Raw genomic sequence first — 22659 nt, 5'->3', positions numbered from 1 at the left:
ATCAGGCGCTCACCGCGCCGTGGCAATGCTTGTACTTGCGGCCCGATCCGCAGGGGCACGGCGCATTGCGATTGACCCGCCCTTCCCATTCGGCCGGATCCTGACCCAAATCCTGCGCTTCCGGCCGGACCATCTGCAGCGGCGGCAGCGTGGTGGTGACGAAGCCGCGGGTGGCGGCGTCCATGTCGGCCGAATTGTCCTCGCCGGTGAACGGGTCGAAATGCGTGGTGATGAAATCGGGCAGCGGCGGCAGTTCCGGCGGCGCCTGATACTGGAAATCCGCATGGCTGATCGTGCGCGCCACATCTTCACGGATGTTGTCGAGCATCCGCTGGAACAGCGAAAACGCCTCCTGCTTGTACTCGTTGATCGGCGTCTTCTGCGCATAGGCGCGAAGGTGGACGACCTGGCGGAGAGCATCCAGCGTCGACAGATGCTCCTTCCAGTGATGATCCAGATGCTGGAGCAGGATCGACTTCTCAATCTGAATCCACGTCTCCGGTTCGACCTGGGCGGCCTTTTCGACCATTGCCTCGTCGGCGGCGGCCTGCACCCGCTCCAGCACGATCTCGGGATCGATCGCGTCTTCGGTCAGCCAGTCGTCGACCGGCAGATGCAGGTTGAGCAGATCGGCCAGCTTCAGCTTCATCCCTGGCACATCCCATTGTTCCGGATAGGAATTGGGCGGGCAGGATTCGCCGACGATCGTGTTCACCGTTTCGGCGCGCATGTCGGACATCATGTCGCCGACCGTCTCGGCGTCCATGATGTCGGAACGCTGCTCGTAGATGACCTTGCGCTGGTCGTTCATCACGTCATCATATTCGACGACCTGCTTGCGGATGTCGTAGTTGCGCGCCTCGACCTTCTTCTGCGCGGTCTCGATCGCCTTGCTCATCCACTTGGACGGGGGCAGCGCCTCGCCGTCTTCCATGTTCGACCGCATCATCCGCGCGAACAGCGTGTCCGGCCCGAAGATGCGCAGCAATTCGTCATCAAGGCATAGGTAGAAGCGCGACAAGCCGGGATCGCCCTGACGACCCGAACGTCCACGCAACTGGTTGTCGATGCGCCGGCTCTCGTGACGCTCGGTGCCCAGCACGAACAGGCCACCGGCCGCCAGCACCGCCGCCTTCTCGGCAACGATCTCCTCGCGCACCCGCTCGGCGACGCCCTCGTAATCCGGCGTGCCGGGGTCGAGATCGCTGTATTCATCGGTCATGCGGAATTCGAGATTGCCGCCCAGCTGAATGTCGGTGCCGCGACCGGCCATGTTGGTGGCGATCGTCACCGCGCCCTTGCGACCCGCCTGCGCGACGATGTGCGCCTCGGATTCGTGATAGCGGGCGTTCAGCACCTTGTGATCGACGCCCTCGGCGGTCAGGAATTCCGACAGCAGTTCCGATTTCTCGATCGACACGGTGCCGACCAGCACCGGCTGACCGGCGGCGGCATGTTCGCGGATCGTCTTGGCAATGCCGCGGAACTTGTCCTCGGTCGACTTGTAAAACGTGTCCTCCTCGTCGATCCGCTGGACCGGGACGTTGGTCGGGATCGACACGACGTTGATCTTGTAGATGTCGTAAAATTCGGCCGCTTCGGTCGCGGCCGTACCGGTCATGCCGCCGATCTTGGGGTACATGCGGAAATAATTCTGGAAGGTGATCGAGGCCATCGTCTGGTTCTCAGGCTCGATATTCACGCCCTCCTTGGCCTCGACGGCCTGGTGCAGACCCTCGGACCAGCGGCGGCCGTCCATCATGCGACCGGTGAATTCGTCGATGATGACGACCTTGCCGTCCTTCACGATGTAATCCGTATCGCGCTTGAACATCATGTTGGCGCGCAGCGCCTGGTTCAGATGGTGGACGACCTGCGTGTTCTCGAAATCATACAGGTTCTCGCCTTCCAGCAGCCCGGCCGCCTCTAGCATCCGCTCGGCCCGCTCGGTGCCGTCCTCGGTCAGGATGATCGACTTCTGCTTCTCGTCCTTCTCGTAATCCTCAGCCGCGAACTGCTTCACGACTACATCGACCTGCTTGTAGAGATCGGACTTGTCGTCGGTCGGGCCGGAGATGATCAACGGCGTGCGCGCCTCGTCGATCAGGATCGAATCGACCTCGTCGACGATCGCGAAGTTGAACGCGCGCTGCGTCATGCCGCTGCGCTCGTACTTCATGTTGTCGCGCAGGTAATCGAAGCCGAACTCGTTGTTCGTGCCATAGGTGATGTCGGAATTATACGCATCGCTGCGCTGCTGGTCCGTCAGGTTCGGGATGATGACACCGGTGGTCATGCCGAGAAAGCTGTACACCTGGCTCATCCATCCGGCATCGCGGCTGGCGAGGTAATCGTTGACCGTGACGACGTGTACGCCCTTGCCCGGCAGCGCGTTCAGATAGGTTGCGAGCGTGGCGACCAGCGTCTTGCCCTCACCCGTCCGCATCTCGGCGATCTCACCGCGGTGGAGCACGATGCCGCCGATCATCTGGACGTCGAAATGGCGCATGCCCAGCACGCGCCGCGCCGCCTCGCGCACCGTCGCGAACGCCTCCGGCAACAGGTCGTCCAGCTTGGCGCCGTTTGCCAGTTGCTCGCGGAACTTCACCGTCTGCGCAGTCAGATCGGCGTTGGACAGCGCCTCCAGCGTCGGCTCGAACGACGCGATTTTCGCGATAATGGGGTTGAGCGATTTGACGTAACGGTCGTTGGACGACCCGAAAAGCGACTTGGCGAGGCCACCGAACATGGGCGGAATTCCTGATACGAGAGCGCACGGCACCGCGCCATCGCGGTCCCGCGCCGGTAAAGGGCGTTGGATCGGGCGGCGGCCCGGCTATTCGCGGCGGCGGCTGGCCCAAATCGGCCGGAAGGGCGCGAGCGGCCATATCGGCGCCACGACGGAGACCGCCACCGCGGCCAGCGGCGCGATGCCTTGAACCGGCCGATGCGCCGAGCGCGGGCAGATCGACCGCGCCACCGCAACGGTGGCCTGCCCCGCCGTGACCTGCACCGCATCGGGCGCACGCACGCTGCCACCGATACCGGTGATCGCGGACAACAGGGCCGACAGGAGAAGGAGCAGGTTCATGCGTGTCCGCACATAAGCAGCAAGGGGTTAAAGGTCCATCCCGCCATGACGAGGCGCAATGGATCGCCGCCCCTGTCCTACACGCCTCTCATCGGTCATCGATGCCGGGTGAGATCCAAACACCCCGACCGGATTATAATCCGTACACCGGCATACAAGCATGCGCGCCCATGCGCCCGATCGCACGCGTGGGAGGGTGTGACTTTTGAGACTTTCCACGCCCGCTGCCTTGCCGCAAAGACCAGGGTCATGAGCCATCCTGCATCCCCCCTCGCCCTGACCTTTCCCGCCATGCCACCGATCGCCGGCGTCGAGCTGCGCGTGGCGCGGGCGCGCTACAAGACCTGGGATCGCTGTGACCTGACCTTCGTCACGCTGGCGGCGGGGACGACGGTGGCCGGGGTGCTGACGCAGAGCCGCTGCCCCTCGCCCGAGGTCGAATGGTGCCGCAAGGCGCTGGTGCTGGGTCAGGCGCGGGCGCTGGTCGTCAATGCCGGCAACTCCAACGCCTTCACCGGCGATCGCGGGCGACAGGCCGTGGAGGCGATCGCCGCCCGCACCGCCGCCCATGCCGGCTGCCAGCCATCGGACATCTTCGTCGCTTCGACTGGGGTGATCGGCGTTCCCCTGCCGATCGACAAGGCAGAGGCCGGCTTGGAGGCCGCATTCACCAGCGAGCTTTGCGACTGGAAGGCGATGGCTGAGACGATCGGCACCACCGACACTTTTTCAAAGGGTGCCATGACCACCGCGATCGTCGATGGCCGGACGGTGAAGCTGGTCGGCGTTATCAAGGGATCGGGCATGATCGCGCCCGACATGGCGACGATGCTTGGTTTCATCTTCACCGACGCCGCCGTCGATCCGGCCTTCCTGCAACGCGCAATGACCGCCGCCAACGCGCCCAGTTTCTCGTGCATCACCGTGGACGGCGACACCTCGACCAGCGACACGGTGCTGGCGTTCGCCACCGGGGCGGCGGGCAATGCGACACTGATCGATGATGACAGCACCGGCGCCGATGCATTCCGCGCGGCGCTGAACGATCTCTGCCATCAACTCGCCCTGCTGGTGGTGCGCGACGGCGAAGGAGCGACTAAGCTCATTGAGATCGCCGTCACGGGCGCTGACAGCGATCGCAGCGCCCATCGGGTCGCCATGAGCATTGCCAATTCGCCGCTGGTGAAGACCGCGATCGCAGGCGAGGATGCCAATTGGGGCCGCATCGTGATGGCAGTCGGAAAAGCCGGCGAGCCGGCGGAGCGTGACAAGCTGGCGATCCAATTCGGTGATACGCAGGTCGCTGAGGGCGGGCTGGCCGTGTCAGGCTATGACGAAGCGCCGGTTGCCGCTCATCTGAAGGGGAAGGAAATCGAAATCGGTGTCGATCTTGGCATGGGCGAGGGCAAGGCAACGGTGTGGACGTGCGATCTGACGCACGGCTATATTTCGATCAACGCGGATTATCGGAGCTGAGAATGCGGCGCCGCCTCACAGGCAGCGCCGTTTTCGCTTCAGGCTAGTTCGCCCTGCAGCCAGGCTTTCAGCCGGCCCTTGGGCTCCGCACCGACCTTGGTCGCCGCGGGAACGCCGCCCTTGAACAGGATCATCGTCGGGATACCCCGAACGCCATATTTGCCGGGCGCATCGGGATTTTCATCGATATTCAGCTTGGCGATCGTCACCTGCTCGCCAAGTTCCTCGGAGATTTCCTCCAGCGACGGGCCGATCATCTTGCACGGGCCGCACCACTCGGCCCAGAAATCGACGAGTACCGGGCCGTCGGCGCTCAGCACGTCGGCCTCGAAGCTCGCGTCGGTGATCTGCTTGGTTGCCATCGTAAAATTACTCCTTCGATCTGCGATTTAGGGTGCCGGATCGCTACGCTCAACACGCGACGGTTCAGCTTTGCTCCGTGACGGGATAGCGTGGCTTGTGCATCGCCAGATCGGCGGCGGTCAGCACGAACAGCCGGGGACCAGCGGTGTACAGCAACGACGCCTCGATCGGCCGGCCAGGAAAGATCACGGCCAGGGCAGCGGCATAGCCCGCCATCTGGCGCAGATGGTATTCCGGCGGCGTATCCGGCACTCGGCGTCCGGTCTTGAAATCGACGACGCGGATGGTGTCACCAATCAGCAGCCGATCGACCTTGCCGGCGATCACCACTCCGCCGTCGATCGTCGCGGCGATGGGCGCTTCGGCAAGGCTGTCGGGACCGAACAGCGCGGCATGGGCGGGATCGTCTATCACCCGCAAGCCGGCCGCGACGATATCGGCGCGGATCGCCGGGTCTTCGACGCCGCCGGCGCGAGCCAGCCAGCGGTCGGCCGCCGCCGAACGATCGGGCGCGGCCACGGCCGGCAATCGCTCGAACAGCGCATGAAGCAGGCGGCCACGCTCCGCCGCCGCCCGCATCGCGGCGGTGGGTGGCGGATCGGACACCAGATCGTCGCCCAGTGTCGATGGCGCCAGCGGCCGCGATGGTCGCAGCTCGACGGGTGCCGCGACAGTCGCCCAATTGGGGAGCGTCACCGGCACCTCAACATCGCGCGGTCTGGCGCGAGCGGCGGCTATGGGTGTGCCATCCTCATACAGCCGCTCGCCCTCGCCGGCCGGCACGCCCAGCGCCGTCATCGCGCGGGCGGCGGCGGCGTACCAGCTGGCGGCGGGCGGCTCGCCCCGCGCCCTCGGCCCCAGTGCGCCGGCGATGACCAGCCGCTCCTCGGCGCGGGTGGCCGCGACGTAGAATAGTCGCCAATGCTCTTCCAGTTCGCGCGCATCGGCATCGGCGCGCACCAGATCGAGAGGTCCGCCGCGTTCGCTAGCACGCGGCGCGAAGATCGGGATCGGTGCGGCCCCCTCCTCCGGCGCCCAGCGCAGGACGGAGCGCGGTGAGGCGGTGGGATCGACGGTGGCGTCCGCAAGGATGACGACAGGCGCCTGCAATCCCTTGGCGCCGTGCGCGGTCATGACTCGCACCGCATCGAGCGGCGCCGACGGATCACGGACGATCTCGACATCGCCGCGATCGAACCAGTCGAGGAAGCGCTGCAGCGACGGCGTCGTCGTGCTCTCAAACGCCAAAGCGGCGCTGAGCAATTCCTCGATCGGATCACGCGCTTCGGCCCCCAGTCGGCCGAGGAGCTTGCGCCGGCCATCGAGCGGGCCGGACAGCATCTCTTCGAGAAACTGATATGGCGTGGTGAAATCGGCGCGCGAAAGGATACGGCGGAGAGGAGCGAGGCGCTCCGGCGGCTGCGTATCGCCGAGGTGCCGCCACAAGCTGCCGCCAGCCCGTGGTGCTGCGACCATCAATTCGTCCTGCGTCCATCCGATCAACGGCGAGACGAGCAGGCTGGCCAGCGACAAGTCGTCGTCGGGCTGCAAAACGAAGCGGACGGCGGCGAGCAGATCCTGCACCGCCAGCGGCGCATTGAGACGCAGGCGGTCGACACCCGCAACGGGTACGCCCTCCGCATAAAGCCGCGCCACCAAGAGCGAGGCGAGTTCGCCGCGACGCTTGACGAGAATCATGATATCCTCGGGCCGCATCTCGCGTCCCTTGGCGCCCAGCATCGTCTTTTTGTCGAGCCAGCGGCGGATCGTCCTGGCGATGTCGCCGGCCAGTTGCCGGACGGCGTCGGTGATCCAGGCTTCCTCGTCATCGTCGCTGCCGCCCGCCACCACGGGGGGCCAGAGCGTCACGCTGCCGGAGCCGGGCACCTCGCTGGCATGCGCTTCGATATCGCCGATCGCACCGAGCCCAGGTTCGGGCACCGCTTCGACGGCGGCATCGACGAAGCGGAGGATGGGCCGGGTCGAGCGGAAACTATGCGTCAGCGACAGGCGGTGGAACGGCAGGCCGCGCTCATGCTCGGGCCAGTTTTCGTCGCCCTCCACCACCTGCGCCTGCATCCCGAACCGGCGTTCGGCCCAGGCGAAGTTGAGCGGGCTGGTGCCCTGAAACCCGAAGATCGCCTGTTTCCAGTCGCCGACCGTGAACAGCGTTCGGGTGGAGGGCGCATGCACGCCGCGACCGACGAAGAATTCGTCCGCCAGCGCCCCGACGATCCGCCACTGGTCGAGATTGGTGTCCTGCGCCTCGTCGATCAGGACGTGTTCGGTGACCTGATCGAGCTTGAACCGCACCCACTCGCCGACGCCGGGCTGTTCGAGCAACGCGACCGTGGTGCGGATCAGATCATCGAAGTCGACGCCGCCGACCCGGCGCTTGGCGAGATTATAGGCGCGCGCATATTCACGACCAACATCCAGACCTGCGGCGAGCAGATCGGCGTACGCCGCCCGCGTCGTCAGCGACACGAGCGCCGTGCATTCGTCACCCAGTGCGGCGGCGAGTTCGACATAATCGGGGTCGGCGGCGACCAGCTTCGGCGATGCCTTGCGCGGCTCGCCCTTGCCGGTGAGGACGACGGTGGCCAGTTCATCCAGCGCGGCGATGCGGCGGTCGATCGAGCCGGTCAGCCAGCGCGCGACAATATCGGCATGGGCGAGGCCGGTGGCCGTACCCCAAGCGGCATTGGCCGCTGCGATCCGGCGGATGGCGGCAACGTCCATCGCCTCGCACCGGGCGGCGACGGCCTCCGTCACATCGCCCTGCGGCAGGTCGAGCGCCCGCCGCAGCCAAGGCTGGATACCGGCTGGCAGCGCCTCCAACGCCTTTAGCGACCGAGCACAGGCATGCAGAAAATTCTCCGCACCGCCCTCGCCCAACCGCAGACTGAGCGCGCCGATTGTCTCGACCACGCGGTCGCGCCCTTCCCGCTCGGCATCCGACAGCATTGTTGCCAGCGCTTCACGGGCAAGGCCCGCTTCCTCGCGGGTTTCGAGCGGACGGAAGCCGGGGGTCAGCCCCGCCTCGACCGGAAATGCCGCCAATAGCCCTTGGCAGAAGCCGTGAATGGTCTGGACGCGCAGGCCGCCACCGGGCGCGTCCAACACCTTGGCGAACAAGGTACGGGCGCGGGCGCGTTGATCGGGATCGCCATCCTCACCCAGCGCGTGGAGATCGGCGGCCAGCTCGGTGGCGGACATCCGCACCCAGGCGGCGAGGCGGGAGTTGACCCGGTGCGCCATCTCCGCCGCGCCCGCCTTGGTAAAGGTGAGGCACAGGATCGCGGATGGATCGACACCCTTGAGCAACAAGCGGAACACGCGGGCGGAGAGAACCTGCGTCTTGCCAGTGCCGGCGGAGGCGGAAAGCCAGACATGCGCCTGCGGATCGCTGGCATAGGCTTGATCGCCCTTCAGGCGGGGCAGCGGGCGAAGCTCAGCGGTCACGACCGTACCATTCGTCGCGGCGCATCAACTGGTCGTAATCGGCATAGGGCGCGTATTCGGGGACCAGCTTGGCGGTGAAGGGTTCGTTGCCGGTCAGCCACAGGCCGGCAACCTCGGCGAAATTATGCGCGGCGACGGCGGTGAAGCGGTCGGTGACGACCCGGTCGCGCTTGCCCTCGGGATCGACGGGCGATTCAATGAAACCGAACGCATCGCGGCGCTTGGCGAGCGACCAGTATTCGAAGGCGCCGGCAACACCCCGGACGTCATCAAAGCCGCCGCGTTCGGCGATCAGCCCCAGCAGCCCAAGTTGAAGGCTGAACCCCTCACGCACTGCGGCGGCCGATGGTGGTTTGCCGGTCTTGTAATCGATGACCGCGAGCTTGCCGTCGGGCAGAAGATCGATGCGGTCGTAGCGGCCAGAAAGTTTGACGCCGGCGATCTCGATCTCGCCGCGCCCCTCGGCGGCGAGGACCTTGCGACCCTCCCCGGCCATGGTGGTGACCTGACCCGCGATCCAGTCGATCGCTTCACGCAGACGGGGCTGCCAGAGCGCGCGGAGCAACGGATGCACCTCCGCCTGCTCCAGCATCGCCAAGGCGCGGGGGCGGAGGGCGTCGGGGGCGCAGGCGTCCTCTTTCCACCATGCTTCCAGGATCGCGTGGACGGCCGTACCGCGCCAGGCAGCGGTTGGATCGGCATCGACAGGGTCGAGCGGCGACAGGCGCAGCACGCGACGTGCATAGAAAGAGTAAGGATCGGCCTTCAGCCGGTCTACCTCGGTCACCGAAATGGCGCGCGGACGCAGCTTGGCGACCGGCGATGGTGCGGGCCGATCGGCCGGCATCGGTACCGATGCGGCGTCGATCAGTCGCGCCTGTTGCTCCAGCACATGGTCGCGCTCGAACCGGTCGCCGGCCATCGCCTGCAACCGGAGCCACAAGCGCGAGGCCAAGGCCGGCGACGACGCATCGCGGCGGGCGCGGGTCACGAGAACCTGCGGCGCGCCGAGCCCTTGCGCGAAATCATGCGCGGCGATGCCGATCCGGCGTTCCAGCCCCGGCAGACCCAGCGTCGCACGGATGCGGGGGGCGAGCCACGGATCGGGCGAGGGGCGACCGGGCCAGACGCCCTCGTTCAACCCGCCGAGGATCATCAGGTCGGCGGACTGGAGCCGCGCCTCGATCAGCCCATAGATCGCGATCCGGGGGTGCCAGTCGCGCTGCTGACGGACGGCGATCTCGTCGAGCAGCGTCCGCATCAAGGTTGGCAATTCGGCCGGATCGACGCGTGGCGGGCCGGCGGGAGCCTCGGACTCCAGATCGGCGACGAATTCGGCGGCGGCGCGACCGGCCGGGCCGGACCAGAGCGGATCGCCGCACAGATCGACGGCAGTTTCGCGCAGGGTGGCGACCAAGCCGGCGAGCGGTTGGGGGCCGGCATCGAAGATTGCAGCAAGAGGATCGAGCAGTGTCCGAACTTCTTCCCAGAATGTCGCCGCATACCCTTTAAGCACCGTGCCGATACCATGCAGCCCGGCGGGTGGCCGCGGGCCGCGCAACGCCCGGTCGAGCGCACGGACGCCGTCCAGCCATGGCAGACGATCCTTGCCGCCACGGACCAGCGGATGCTTGAGCAGCGCCAGCAGCGGCAGCGGCGAGAAACGCTGCGCCGCCGCCTCGGCCAGCGCCAGCAACAGCGTACCCGAGGCGTTGAGCGACAGCGGCCGGCCGGCGGTATCCTCGATTTCGATACCCCAACGACTGCAATGCACCGCGACGCGACGGGCCAGTGCGCGATCGGGCGTAACCAGCGCAGCGGTGCGGCCGGGTTCCTCCAAAGCACTACGCAGCGCCAGGGCAATCGTCTGCGCCTCATCGGCCGGGGTAGCCAGTTCGGCGGCGGAGACGTCGGACAGGCGACGATCGGCAGCAGCGAGGTCGGTCCATTTGCCAGTGAAATCGGCGGGCGCGAGGGCGTTGGCGATCGCGCGGCCACGAGCGGCGCTGGCATCTGGTCCCTCGCCGCCGCCCCGCCAGCGGGCGACTTCGTCACGGGCGACACCCATGCGATCGAGCATCTCCTTCAGATGGAATTGCGGGTGGGTTTCGATCGAACGGCGGATGAAACCGGTGTCGGGATCGGGACGATGGGGGCCGAGGGCGTCCCATTCCTCGTCCGGCATGCCAAGATCGAGATCGGCGAACACTACCTGCCCCTGCGGCATCGCTGCCACGCAACGGAGCAATCTGGCAACAGCGGGTGCCGCATCGGTTACGCCGGCCGCACAGACGAAACCGGCAGGCGGGGCGGCATGCCAGCGCCGTTCCAGTTGATCGAGCAGCCGCGACCGGCGATCCGCCGCATCGATCGCGCCGAGCTTCGCCAGCTCGCCCGGCCAGCGATCGATCACCACCGAAAAGGTCGACAGCGCGCGGCGCCAATGTTCGGTCAGTTCCGGCGCCAGATCCAGTTCGGCCAGCTTGTGCGGCGGTACCTCCTCTACGAGCAACTGATCGAGCGTACGGGCCAGCTCACCGGCCAGCCGCACCGCCTCCGACGACGATACGGGCTCGCCGGCACGCTCGCGTTCCTCCGCGACCAGGCGGGCGAGGATCATGCGGCGCGCATAGGGCGCGACGGCGGGCGGCGGTGGTTCTTCGGTATCGGCGACGTCGAGCGCGGCACCGATCGCCTCGCCCAGATCGGGATCGCCGAGAGGAACCAGTCGCGGCAGGATCAACCCGCCGCCGCTGGCCCGCACGAACGCATCAGTGACGGCCCGGACGGCGCGATTGTTGGGCAATAATACCAGTCCGCGCGCCAGATCGCCGGGCGATCGTCCGCGCATCAATCCGGCGACGAGGGCATCCGCAAACGCGCGGTGGGCCGGGATTGTGAACAGCCGCAAGCCGCGTTCAGGCATCTAGAAGAAGCGCTTCGGTACGGGGGATGGCGGCAGGGGTACCGACATCGAACCACAAGCCCTGATGCACCTGCCCGTATGCGCGGCCAGCGGCGATCGCCCGATCCCAGAACAGGTTGGTGGAAAACGGTCCCTCTGGCCAGTCGGCGATCAATCGCGGATGGATGATCTGGATGCCGGTATATGCGAACGGCGCCACGGTGCCGTGACGCCGACGGCGGGTGATCCGCCCGTCACTGCCCAGGTGAAAGTCACCGGCGCCGCGATGATTGTGCGCACGCGCGAGCGGCACCATCAACAGCAGTGCATCCATCGTCGCGTCGTCCCACCGGGCCGCGAGCAATTTCAGCGAATCGACCGGACCGTCGATCCAAAGATTATCGCTGTTTAAGACGAAGACCGGTTCGTCGCCCAGCAACTCGCGTGCCTGCACCAGACCACCACCGGTTTCCATCAACCGGCCGCGCTCGTCAGACACGATCACCTCGATATCGGCGAAGCGCTGTTCGAGATGCGCCTCCAGCGTATCCGCGAGGTAATGCACGTTGACGATGGCGCGGCGGACGCCGGCCGCCCTTAGACGATCGAACACATGATCGATCAGCGGCTTGCCGGCGACCTGCACCAGCGGTTTCGGGCGGGTGGCGGTGAGCGGGCGCATCCGCTTGCCGAGACCGGCCGCCATCACCATCGCGGTCCGGGGTACGGGCTTGCCCGGATCGGGACGGATCGACCGCTGACGGGTCATGCCGACGTCGCCACGAAAGGCGCTATGGCCAGAGGATCACCACGGCGATCGGCGGGAACATTGGTATCGAACCAAGCCGCAACGGGTGCCAGCACCGGCTGAGCCAGATCACGCTCGAGGTACGTCCAGACGCGGGGACACAGGCCAGCGTAGCGCGACTTGCCGTCGCGCTTCCATAGGCGCGTGAAGATGCCGATGATCTTGGCGTTCCGCTGCGCCCCCAGCACATGATAGGCGCGCAGGAAATCGTCGCCGACTTTGCTCGCCGCACAATATCGGTCCAGCATCGTAGTCTCGATCGCCGGGTCCACGTCGCGGCGTGCATCCTGCAGCAGCGATACGAGATCGTACGCGGGATGGCCCGCCAGGGCGTCCTGAAAATCGAGCAGACCGAGCCGACGATCATCGCCGACCAGCATCAGGTTTTCCGCATGATAATCCCGCAGCACCGTGACCGGTTCGGCCGCATGGGCGTGATCGAACACGGCATCCCACGCGGCACGGTAGCTATCCATATCGGCATCGATCCCGACCGCAGGACAATACCATTCGACGAACAGCGCGGCCTCCCGGTGCAGGACGGCCCGGTCATACGGCGGCACGGGGCCGGCCGGCTGACGGGTAAGATCGATCAGCAGATCGACTGCCTGTGCGTATAGCACCAGCTCTTCGTCGGAATCCTGGTCGACCGTCTCACGTAAGCGGACATCACCCAGGTCGCTCAAGAGCAGCAGTCCCTGATGCTCGTCGAGAGCGAGGATAGCGGGCGCCAGAAACCCGGCATCCTCAAGCCACCGCGCCATCGTGACAAACGGCCGGCAATCCTCGTGGGGCGGCGGCGCGTCCATCAAAACGGCGCTGCGGTTGCCTTCCATCACGCGGAAATATCGTCGGAATGACGCATCGCCCGCTAGCGGTTCGATCAGCGCCTCGCCCCAGCCATGCGCCGTCAGAAAGGCAGCGGCGCCGGCAGGAGGAAGCATCGACGGCGGGATCAGATCGGCCATCGCGTTTCCCAAGCCGGGGGCACCGTTGCTGTCAAGCGACGCGTGTCATCAGGTTCGATCGAGAGGGTCAACGCCAGTGCGTCTGGCCATGCCACAGCACCGGCGCGTTCCGGCCATTCGACCAGCAGGACGCCATCATACCGCTCGTCCTCCAGGCCCAATTCTTCGACCTCAGCGGGATCGTCCAGCCGGTAAAGGTCGACGTGCAGCACAGGCAGGATCACCTCAGGCGGGCGATAGGGCTGGACGATGGCAAAGGAGGGCGACGGCGCCTCACCGGCTAAACCCAGCGCCGTCAGCAGGCCGCGCGCAATGCTCGTCTTGCCGGCACCGAGCGGCCCGACGAGCGTCACGACGTCACCCGGTTGAACCGCTCCAGCGAGCCGCGCACCGAAGGCCTGGGTCGCGGCCGCATCTGCGAGGATCATCGCCGCGGCAACTCCACCGTCACCAGCGTGCCTTGCCCCAGCTCGGAAACCAGATCGATCGTGCCGCCGTGCGCCTCGACAAATTGACGCGCAAGCGGCAGACCTAGCCCGAGTGCGCGTTCGCCGCCCGGTTGCAGATGCGGCTCGGCGAACCGGTCGAACGCGTGCTCGATGCTGTCCGCGTCGAGACCCGGCCCGTCATCGGACACGATGATCCGCGCCCGCGTCGCATTGCCATCGGCGTGGAGCAGGATGCGTCCTCCTTGCGGCAGCGCCGCCAGTGCATGACGCAGTAAGTGCTCGATCACTTCGCGCAACCGTCGCGAATCGCCCTGCACGCGGCCAACCGAACGGGCGATCTCGACCGCAAAATCGATCTTGTGACGCTTGATCGCCGGTTGAACGGCGCCAGCGGCGATACGGGTGATCGCCGCCAGGTCGACATCGCCGCGTTCGATCTGAGCGCCTTCGTCACCGCGGGTCAGGTCGAGCACATCGTCGATCAGCAGGCCGAGTCGCTCGACCGAATCCAGGATCGCTTCGGTATAGCTGGTCGCCTGTTCTGGCAGCTTGCCGGCGTAGCCCCCGTGAAGCATTTCCGCGAAGCCGCTGATCGAAGTCAGTGGTGTCTTCAGTTCGTAGCTCATGTTCGCCACGAACTGGGTCTTAACCTTGTCCGCCGCTTCCAAGGCATTCGCGCGTTCGCGCAACGCATATTCCGCGCGGCGGCTGTCGGTGATGTCGAGCAGCGTAAAGAGCGCGTTGCCATCCGGCAGCGGCACCGCGGCGAATTCGAAATGGCGGCCGTCAGCTAGCTCGACCCGGCCGCCCCGCTGCTGACGATCACCCGTGGCGGATCGTACCAGATCAGAAATCAGGCCGGACCGGGCGGGGGTCGCCAGCTTGCTCGCCACCCGTTCCGCAAACGCATCGACACGCGGATGCGTCGACAGGAATTCCTCCTCGACACCCCACAGCGCCCGGAATCGGTTGTTCCAAAGCTGAAGCCGACCATCGGCGGCGAAAACGCCCAGTGCCTCGAACAGATTGTCGAACGTCGCGGTCCGTACCCGCAACAAGGTGTCGCGCGCGCTGGCAAGCTGCACCTGCTCGGTGCGATCCTCGAAGATGATAAGCAGACCACCATCGGGCAGCGACTGCGCGACGACGCGCAAATGCGTGCCGCCGGGCAAGTGCCAGTTCTCCTCAGTCGCGCCATCCGCGCCGACGAACCAGTTCCGCCGTTCCGCCTTCCACCCGGGGAAATCGCGCACCTCCGGCAGGCGGTTCGATTCGCGCATCCGTTCCAGGACGCGATCAAATTCGGGGCGATCGACCAGCCATTCCGCGCGCATCGCGAACATGCGGCGAAACGGCTGGTTGTAGAATTCCAGCGTGCGATCACCGCCGAACTGGACGACGCCGGCTGACAGGCGGTCAAGCATCCCGCGCTGCGCCTCGGCGAAACGCTTGGCGCCATTGCGCGCCTGTTCCAGATCTTCGATATCTACCGCGAATCCGGCGACGCCGCCGGTCGGCAGCGGCACGTCGATGATCCTGAGCGTCCGCCGGCTGCCGCCGATCGTCGCCGGCAGCACCTGTTCCGTCGGGCGACCATGGCCGCGCGCCGTGGTCGCGCCAGCGATTGGTCCACCCCGATCGGAGCCTTCAACAAGTTCGAGCCCCCGGGTAACCACATCGGTCGCGTCGCGCCCTTCAACAGCCGCGACATAGGCGGAATTGACCATGGTGAGCCGCAGATCGGCACCGCGATACCACATCGGCAGGGGGGCCGCCTCGATCAACCCGGTCAGCGCGTCATAGGCTTCGCGCATCCGCGCGCTACCTTCGCGCAAGCGCTCGATTTCGCCGCGTGTGTCGGTGGCGTCATGCACCCAAACGAACACGCCGTTGCCGAACTCCGCAGGCGCGCGGGCCCCGCGCAGGGAGAGAGAGCGGGCCGACCCCTGCGGTCGCATCGTCCGATCGAAGGCGCGGCCGGACCGCTGCGCGACCCCGACATCATGGGCCAGCATCGCTGCGTCGTCGGCGGTCAATCCCGCATCGCCTGCCGACATCTCGACCAGAGAGCGCGGTGGCGCGGGCAGACCAAACCAGTCGGCCAGACCGGCCGACATCTCGACCTTGCCATCGCCCCGCACCACCATCGCCAGCGCGGTGCTGGTGCGCAGCATCGCTTCCAGACGGCGGTTTTCGCTCGACACGATGGCCGCCCGCGCCCGCGCCCGCAGGCCTAGAAACATCAGCAAGACACCGATGGCGAGCAGGGCGAACAGTATGGCGCCCATGACGATCGCCGTCTCGTTACGCAGGACGATCATGGTCGTTGGCCGGTCGGACGCATTGCGATCATTACATCCGTCTATCGGATGCGGGTCTGGTCCAAAAGGGGGTGACGATAAAACCCGCTAAAGACGCAGGTTTAGATCGACGCTCTGCCTTGCGAACGCAAAAGGGGCGCCGGCTTTCGCCGACGCCCCGATGCATGAAGGAGCCCACAGGATCAGTAGCGATAATGATCCGGCTTGAACGGCCCTTCGACCGGCACGCCGATGTAACCGGCCTGCTTGGTCGTGAGCTGCGACAGCTTCACACCCAGCTTTGCCAGATGCAGCGCCGCCACCTTTTCGTCGAGATGCTTGGGCAGGACGTACACTTCATTCTTGTACTGATCGCTCTTGGTCCACAGTTCGATCTGCGCGAGCGTCTGGTTGGTGAACGACGCCGACATCACGAACGACGGGTGACCGGTGGCGCAGCCGAGGTTCACGAGGCGGCCCTTGGCCAGCACGATGATCTGCTTGCCGTCAGGAAATTCGACGAGGTCGGTGCCGGGCTTCACCTCGGTCCACTTATAGTTCGACAGCGCCGCGATCTGAATCTCGCTGTCGAAATGGCCGATGTTGCAGACGATCGACATCGGCTTCATCGCCTTCATGTGATCGGCGGTGATGACGTCGGCATTGCCGGTCGCGGTGCAGAAGATGTCGGCGCGGGTCACGGCCTCTTCCATCGTCACGACCTCAAAGCCCTCCATCGCCGCCTGGAGCGCACAAATCGGATCAACCTCGGTCACCATCACGCGTGCGCCACCGTTGCGGAGTGACTGCGCCGAACCCTTGCCGACGTCACCAAAGCCGGCGACGCAGGCGACCTTGCCGGCCAGCATCACGTCGGTGGCGCGACGGATCGCATCGACCAGCGATTCCTTGCAGCCGTACAGATTGTCGAACTTGGACTTCGTGACCGAGTCGTTGACGTTGATCGCGGGGAAAGGCAGCTCACCCTTCTTCGCGATCTCGTAAAGGCGGTGCACGCCCGTCGTCGTCTCTTCCGACACGCCCTTCAGGCTCTTTACCGTCTCGGTCAGGTAGCCCGGGTTCTTGGCGATGAACGCCTTTACCGAACGCTGGAATTCGACTTCCTCTTCATTCTCAGGCTCGCCGAAGGTAGCACCCGCCTCCAGCTTGGCGCCCCACAGCGCGAACATCGTCGCGTCACCGCCATCATCGAGGATGATATTGGCGGTCTGGCCTTCGACCGTGCGATCCCATGCGAAGATGTCGCCGACATAATCCCAATATTCGGCCAGCGTCTCGCCCTTGATCGCGAACACCGGCACACCCGTGGCGGCGATGGCGGCGGCCGCGTGATCCTGCGTCGAGTAGATGTTGCACGTCGCCCAGCGGACGTCGGCGCCAAGCGCGGTCAGCGTCTCGATCAGCACGGCGGTCTGAATCGTCATGTGCAGCGAGCCGGTGATGCGCGCGCCCTTGAGCGGCTGCGACGCGCCGAATTCCTGGCGCAGCGCCATCAGGCCGGGCATTTCGGTTTCGGCGATGCGAATTTCCGCACGACCGAAATCGGCGAGGGCGATGTCCTTGATGACGTAATCGTGCTGCTCGGCGGCGAGGGCGGTGGCCACGAGGAATTCTCCTGAAGAAATCTTGATGGCCAGTCCTTAGGCCCTCAACGCTTCCGGATCAAATATAAAGATATCTTTATATGTCGTCAGGCATTGCCGGACCCGGTCACCAACTGGCGGGGATCGATACCGGCGGTACGATACGCCGCCTGCCAGCGGTCGGCAGCATCCGAAGTCCAGAGAAGGTCGGTATCTCCCTTTACGGGAAACCAGCCGGGGCGGGCCAGTTCGCCATCAAGTTGCCCCTCCGCCCAACCGGCATACCCGAGCGCGACGACCCACCGACGCGGCCCCGAGCCGTCTGCGATCGCGCGCAAGGCATCGATCGTGCCCGACAAAGCCCACCTACCCGCGACATCGACCGTGTCCTGCCCGCTCCAGTCCAGCGAATGCACCACGAACCCCCGGCGCATCTCGACCGGTCCGCCGAAATGGACGGGGGCGTCTGGCGTAGTGCCGGGGTCGATCTCAAATTGCTCTAGCAGAGCGTGAAAGCCCAGTCCGCCGATCACCGCACCCACCCCGATGCCGATCGCGCCCTTCGCATCATGCGCGCACATCGCGATCACCGCCCGGTCAAACCGCGGATCGCCCATGCCCGGCATCGCGAGAAGAAATTGCCCCGTCAGATAAGCGGCTTGCGTCACACCTAGCTAGATAGCCGGTCAGTCTCTTCATCGCCACGCTTGAAATAGCGCCGCGACACGATGACATCGCGTCGCAGTCCCAAAGGAGAACAGTATGACGATCAATGTCGGTGACCGCCTGCCTGAGGCAACGCTCGTGAAGGTAACGGCCGATGGCCCCGATCAGGTAAAGGTCGCGGATTATTTCGCTGGACGCACGGTCGCGCTGTTCGCGGTGCCTGGTGCGTTCACGCCGACCTGCTCTGCCCAGCATCTGCCGGGCTTTCTGGGCAAGGCGGACGAACTGGCCGCCAAAGGCGTCGATGAAATTGCCTGCACAGCGGTGAACGACCCGTTCGTCCTGCAGGCATGGTCGAAGGAAAATGGCGCCGAGGGCGTCACGATGCTGGCCGACGGCAATGGCGATTTCGCCAAGGCGGTCGGATTGACGATGGACGGCACCAAGTTTGGCCTCGGCATCCGTAGCCAGCGTTATTCGATGCTGGTCGAGGACGGCGTGGTGAAGCAATTGCACGTCGAACAGCCCGGCGAGTTTAAGGTCAGCTCGGCGGAATATCTGCTCGACCAGATCTGATCCCGGCGTATCGGCGATGGCGGTGGCGTCTTGCCTCCGTCATCGCCGACGCTTACCCCCTGCCGATGCAGACCGCTACCCAAATCGTCGCCGAGCTTGACCGCCTCTACACCGCCTCCGTTACCCGATTACAGGCGGCGCTGACCGCTTATTTGACGAACCGCACGGTGCCCGATGCCGCGGCGCGCTTGGACGGATCGTTCGCCTATCCCGAAATCCGCCTGTCCTTCGCGGGCGAGCACGGCCGCCCTGCCCCGCTGCGATCGTTCGGACGACTGGTGTCGGCGGGCGAATACCGGATCAGCGTGACCAAGCCGGCGATCTTTGCGGATTATCTAATCGAACAGCTCGACCTGCTGATCGAGGATTATCAGGTTACCGTCGAAGCGGTGCCGGGGCGCCAGGAAATCCCGTTTCCCTATGTGCTCGATCCCGGCCATGCGCTGAGCCTCGACGAGGTGTCCGCATCCGAACTGGCGCGGTTCTTTCCGGCGACCGAACTGGCGCATATCGGTGATGAAATTGCCGATGGCCTGTGGATGTCGGCGGATGGCACGCGGCCATTGGCGCTGTTCGACGGTCTTCGCACCGATTTCAGTCTGGCCCGACTACGGCATTACATGGGCACTCCGGCTGAACATGTTCAGCGGTTCGTCCTGTTCACGAATTATCACCGCTATGTCGATGAATTCGTTCGTTGGGGCGCATCGCAACTGGCACCGGACAGCCGCTTCACCGCGCTGTCGGGAGCAGGCGGCATCGTGATTGAGCGGCCCGAGGACGTCGACAAGCTCGTCACCGACAGCGCGTGGCGGCGGCATCAAATGCCTGCCTATCACCTGATGGCGGCAGACGGCACGGGGATCACGCTCGTCAACATCGGCGTCGGGCCATCCAACGCCAAGACGATCTGCGATCATCTGGCCGTGATGCGGCCCGAAGCGTGGTTGATGATCGGCCATTGCGGCGGCCTGCGTCCGTCGCAGCGCATCGGCGATTATGTTCTGGCGCATGCGTACCTGCGCGACGATCATGTGCTTGACGACGTGCTGCCGCCCGAAATCCCCGTACCGGCCATCGCCGAGGTACAGGTGGCGATGGCCAAGGCGGCAGAGATCGTATCGGGCCAGTCGGGCGATGAACTGAAGCGGCGGCTGCGGACGGGGACGATCGTGACGACCGACGATCGAAACTGGGAGTTGCGCTATTCGCGGTCGGCGCTTCGTTTCTCGCTGTCGCGGGCGGTCGGGATCGATATGGAGTCCGCCACGATCGCGGCGCAGGGTTATCGCTTTCGTGTACCTTACGGCACGTTGCTGTGCGTGTCCGACAAGCCGCTGCACGGCGAACTCAAACTGCCCGGCCAGGCGAACCGCTTCTATGAAAGGGCGATCAGCGAGCACATGCGGATCGGCATCGAAGCGTGCGAACAGTTGCGTTTGGAAGGGGCAAAATTGCACAGCCGCAAATTGCGCGCGTTCAACGAACCCCCTTTCCGCTAAGGGAAGTCGGACAGACTGACTCGCAACCATCGCGTGACAATGGCGTTACGCTCCCGGAACCATTTTTCCGAGGGAGCCGACCATGGCCGACGCCGACACGCCCGCTACCGCCGACACGCCCGCCAAGAAGCCCGCGCTTCGTCGCTCGACGACGCCGGCCAAATCCGCCGCTGCCAAGCCGCGCGCCGCCAAGGCGAAGACCGACGACGCGGCAGCGTCTGCCAAGCCAGCCGCAGCGGCGAAGGCACCCCCCAAGCCGCGCGCGACCAAGCGCCCGGCAGCCACTCCGACGACGAAAAAGTCATCGAGCCGGGCCTCGGCACCGAAGAAGAGCGCAGTCGACATGGTCGGCGGCAAGTGGGGCGCCGCGGCGATTGCGGGTGGTCTGGCCGCAGCGGGTGCGGCCGCCGCCTTGCTGACCCTTAAGGGCAGTTCGGCGAAGCCCGGCGATCCGGCAAAGCCGAAGAAGCTGGCGCATCAGCCTGATGGCAAGGATTCGTCGGCGTCGTTCAAAAACGGCATCGTGGACGAAAATACCGTTCCCGATAAGGCATAAGGCACAACGAGCCTGAGTTCGTAGAGGTCGGTGTGATGTGATATTGCTCGACGACGGGTTACTCCCGGCCGTCGAGCAATAGCCACAGCGTTACCAGCCCTGGGGCTTACCCCGGTTCTGTGTATCCAGCCACTTCTTCAACGGTGCGAAATAGGCAATCATCGCTTTTCCGCTCATCTCTCGACTACCAGTGAACACCTGGAGGGCATCGGGCCACGGCTTCGACTGACCCATGGCGAGCATGGCGTTCAGGCGCTGACCGACATCCTTGTTGCCGTAGAACGAGCAGCGATGCAGCGGCCCCTTCCAACCCGCTTGCTTGCATGCCGCCTGATAGAATTGGAACTGTAGCACGCGGGCCAGGAAGTACCGCGTGTACGGCACACCCGCCGGGATATGGTATTTCGCGCCGGGATCGAACTTCGTCTCGTCACGCGCAACCGGAGGCGCGACGCCCTGATATTGCAGGCGCAGCGCATCCCAGCCCGCCTGATAACCGGTCGGCTTGATCTCGCCCGAGAACACCTTCCAGCGCCACTTGTCGATTAGCAGACCGAACGGAAGGAATGCGACCTTGTCCATCGCCTGCCGGAGCAGCAATCCGACATCCTTGTCGGCGCTGGGTACCTTGGCGCGATCGAGCAGACCGATGTTGACCAGATAATCGGGTGTGATCGACAGGGCGACGGTATCGCCGATCGCCTCGTGAAAACCATCATTCGCGCCGTTCTTATAAAGGAACGGCTGCGCCTTGTAGGCGCGTTGATAGTAATTGTGGCCGAGTTCGTGATGGATCGTGACGAAATCGTCCCCGTTCACTTTGGTGCACATCTTGATGCGGATGTCGTCGGCATTGTCGATATCCCACGCCGATGCGTGACAGATCACCTCGCGATCGGCCGGCTTGACGATCTGCGACCGCTGCCAAAACGTGTCGGGCAGGGGCGCGAAGCCGAGCGAGGAATAGAACCCCTCGCCCTGCTTCACCATGCGGACGGGATCATATCCCTTGGCCTTCAACAGATCGCCGGTGTCAAATCCCAGATCGCCGGCGCCGGCCGGCGCGACGATGTCATAGATATTGCCCCATTCCTGCGCCCACATGTTGCCGAGCAGATCGGAACGGATCGGTCCGGTCTTCGACTGGACGGCATCACCGTATTTCTCGTTCAGTTTCCAGCGCACATAGGTGTGTAGTGCGAGATAGAGCGGCTCCACTTCCTTCCAGATGCGATCGGTGGTGGCGGCGAATTCGTCCGGCGCCATGTCGTAACCCGATCGCCACAGTGCGCCGGTGTCGGCGTATCCAAGGCCCTTTGCTCCGGCATTGGCGAGATCGCTCATCCGGGCATAATCCGCCCGCATCGGCGCACCGACATTGTCATGCCAGCTAGTCCACATCTCGCGCAGCTTAGCGGGATCGCGGGTCACGCCCATCGCCGCCTCGATATCCGATCCGTTGATCGGTTTGCCATCGAGCATTCCACGGCCCTTGCCATAGGATGACGACATCCGGGTGGTCAGCGTCGCCAGTTCGTCCGCCGCACCGGGTGTGGCCGCCGCCGGCAGCGTGATGCCACCGCGAAGCAGGTCGAGCTTACGGCGTGTGTCGGGGGACAGACCCGGCGCGCGGGCATAACGAGCCGCCTCGCCGGCGAGCTTTACCTGCAGCTCGGTCGTCTGAGCGTTGGCGCGGGCCGCTAAAGTGTCGGTATCGTCGGTGATGTAGGTCGCATTGACCCAGTTGATCTGGTTCACCGGCACGGACACCGCCGCCAGCTGGCGTTCGGCATCGGCGATGAACGCGTCAGCCTGCGCCGCCGTGGCGGTCGTGGCATCCGTAGGCTGTTGCGCCGGCGCCGACGTCGTCGCGAGGGCGGCCGCCAGCACGGCAAGGGAAGCGGTGATGCGGATCATGTCTTTCCTTTTT

Annotated in this window: 16 protein-coding genes; 4 read left to right on the top strand and 12 right to left on the bottom strand. The window is 65.2% G+C overall.

The features are described 5' to 3' along the window. Position 1: 1 nt before the first annotated feature. Together secA and ASG67_RS07275 are read right to left on the bottom strand one after the other, a co-directional pair. A complete protein-coding gene (gene secA / locus ASG67_RS07280; protein WP_056527686.1) occupies positions 2-2749 on the bottom strand; it encodes a preprotein translocase subunit SecA in 2748 nt (915 codons plus the stop codon). Between the two features lie 87 nt (positions 2750-2836). After that, complete coding sequence (locus ASG67_RS07275; protein WP_056527683.1) at positions 2837-3091, bottom strand: hypothetical protein; 255 nt, start codon at positions 3089-3091, stop codon at positions 2837-2839. Positions 3092-3340: 249 nt separating this feature from the next. Here ASG67_RS07275 and argJ point away from each other — a divergent pair, with 249 nt between their 5' ends. Then, positions 3341-4567: a bifunctional glutamate N-acetyltransferase/amino-acid acetyltransferase ArgJ gene (gene argJ, locus ASG67_RS07270; RefSeq protein ID WP_056527680.1), complete on the top strand. Its 1227-nt coding sequence runs from the start codon at positions 3341-3343 to the stop codon at positions 4565-4567. Positions 4568-4605: 38 nt separating this feature from the next. On the opposite strand, the gene trxA is transcribed toward argJ, so the two are convergent. The 9 genes from trxA to ASG67_RS07225 all read right to left on the bottom strand — a co-directional run bounded on the left by trxA (position 4606) and on the right by ASG67_RS07225 (position 18097). Further along, on the bottom strand, positions 4606-4929 hold the full coding sequence (trxA, locus tag ASG67_RS07265) for a thioredoxin TrxA (RefSeq protein WP_056527677.1): 324 nt from the start codon (positions 4927-4929) through the stop codon (positions 4606-4608). A 64-nt stretch (positions 4930-4993) separates the two neighbouring features. Further along, positions 4994-8395, bottom strand: coding sequence for a double-strand break repair helicase AddA (gene addA / locus ASG67_RS07260; protein ID WP_056527674.1), 3402 nt, complete (start codon positions 8393-8395; stop codon positions 4994-4996). After that, complete coding sequence (addB, locus tag ASG67_RS07255; RefSeq protein ID WP_056527671.1) at positions 8385-11321, bottom strand: double-strand break repair protein AddB; 2937 nt, start codon at positions 11319-11321, stop codon at positions 8385-8387. The genes addA and addB overlap by 11 nt, the downstream gene beginning before the upstream one ends. Next, positions 11314-12069, bottom strand: coding sequence for a nucleotidyltransferase family protein (locus ASG67_RS07250; RefSeq protein ID WP_056527668.1), 756 nt, complete (start codon positions 12067-12069; stop codon positions 11314-11316). The genes addB and ASG67_RS07250 overlap by 8 nt, the downstream gene beginning before the upstream one ends. After that, the gene (locus ASG67_RS07245) at positions 12066-13052 is read right to left on the bottom strand and encodes an aminoglycoside phosphotransferase family protein (RefSeq protein ID WP_056529010.1); all 987 of its coding nucleotides are present in this window, start codon (positions 13050-13052) and stop codon (positions 12066-12068) included. The genes ASG67_RS07250 and ASG67_RS07245 overlap by 4 nt, the downstream gene beginning before the upstream one ends. 11 nt (positions 13053-13063) lie before the next feature. Further along, a complete protein-coding gene (tsaE, locus tag ASG67_RS07240; protein WP_056527665.1) occupies positions 13064-13504 on the bottom strand; it encodes a tRNA (adenosine(37)-N6)-threonylcarbamoyltransferase complex ATPase subunit type 1 TsaE in 441 nt (146 codons plus the stop codon). Next, on the bottom strand, positions 13501-15846 hold the full coding sequence (locus ASG67_RS07235) for a sensor histidine kinase (protein ID WP_056527662.1): 2346 nt from the start codon (positions 15844-15846) through the stop codon (positions 13501-13503). The genes tsaE and ASG67_RS07235 overlap by 4 nt, the downstream gene beginning before the upstream one ends. A 182-nt stretch (positions 15847-16028) precedes the next feature. Beyond that, complete coding sequence (gene ahcY, locus ASG67_RS07230) at positions 16029-17450, bottom strand: adenosylhomocysteinase (RefSeq protein ID WP_056527659.1); 1422 nt, start codon at positions 17448-17450, stop codon at positions 16029-16031. Between the two features lie 86 nt (positions 17451-17536). Further along, a complete protein-coding gene (locus ASG67_RS07225) occupies positions 17537-18097 on the bottom strand; it encodes a YqgE/AlgH family protein (protein ID WP_414887469.1) in 561 nt (186 codons plus the stop codon). A 94-nt stretch (positions 18098-18191) separates the two neighbouring features. On the opposite strand from ASG67_RS07225, the gene ASG67_RS07220 reads away from it, so the two are divergent. The 3 genes from ASG67_RS07220 to ASG67_RS07210 all read left to right on the top strand — a co-directional run bounded on the left by ASG67_RS07220 (position 18192) and on the right by ASG67_RS07210 (position 20729). Continuing rightward, a complete protein-coding gene (locus ASG67_RS07220) occupies positions 18192-18671 on the top strand; it encodes a peroxiredoxin (RefSeq protein ID WP_056527655.1) in 480 nt (159 codons plus the stop codon). A 65-nt stretch (positions 18672-18736) separates the two neighbouring features. Next, the gene (locus tag ASG67_RS07215; RefSeq protein ID WP_056527652.1) at positions 18737-20173 is read left to right on the top strand and encodes an AMP nucleosidase; all 1437 of its coding nucleotides are present in this window, start codon (positions 18737-18739) and stop codon (positions 20171-20173) included. 82 nt (positions 20174-20255) lie between these two features. Further along, the gene (locus ASG67_RS07210) at positions 20256-20729 is read left to right on the top strand and encodes a hypothetical protein (protein ID WP_056527649.1); all 474 of its coding nucleotides are present in this window, start codon (positions 20256-20258) and stop codon (positions 20727-20729) included. A gap of 90 nt (positions 20730-20819) precedes the next feature. Here ASG67_RS07210 and ASG67_RS07205 read toward each other — a convergent pair whose 3' ends face one another. After that, positions 20820-22646, bottom strand: coding sequence for a M2 family metallopeptidase (locus tag ASG67_RS07205; RefSeq protein ID WP_056527647.1), 1827 nt, complete (start codon positions 22644-22646; stop codon positions 20820-20822). Positions 22647-22659: the final 13 nt, after the last annotated feature.

The sequence above is a fragment of the Sphingomonas sp. Leaf339 genome (assembly GCF_001426195.1).
Classification (GTDB): Bacteria; Pseudomonadota; Alphaproteobacteria; order Sphingomonadales; family Sphingomonadaceae; genus Sphingomonas.
Note: the sequence above shows the minus strand (reverse complement) of the source record. Positions and strands in the feature narration are given on the sequence as shown.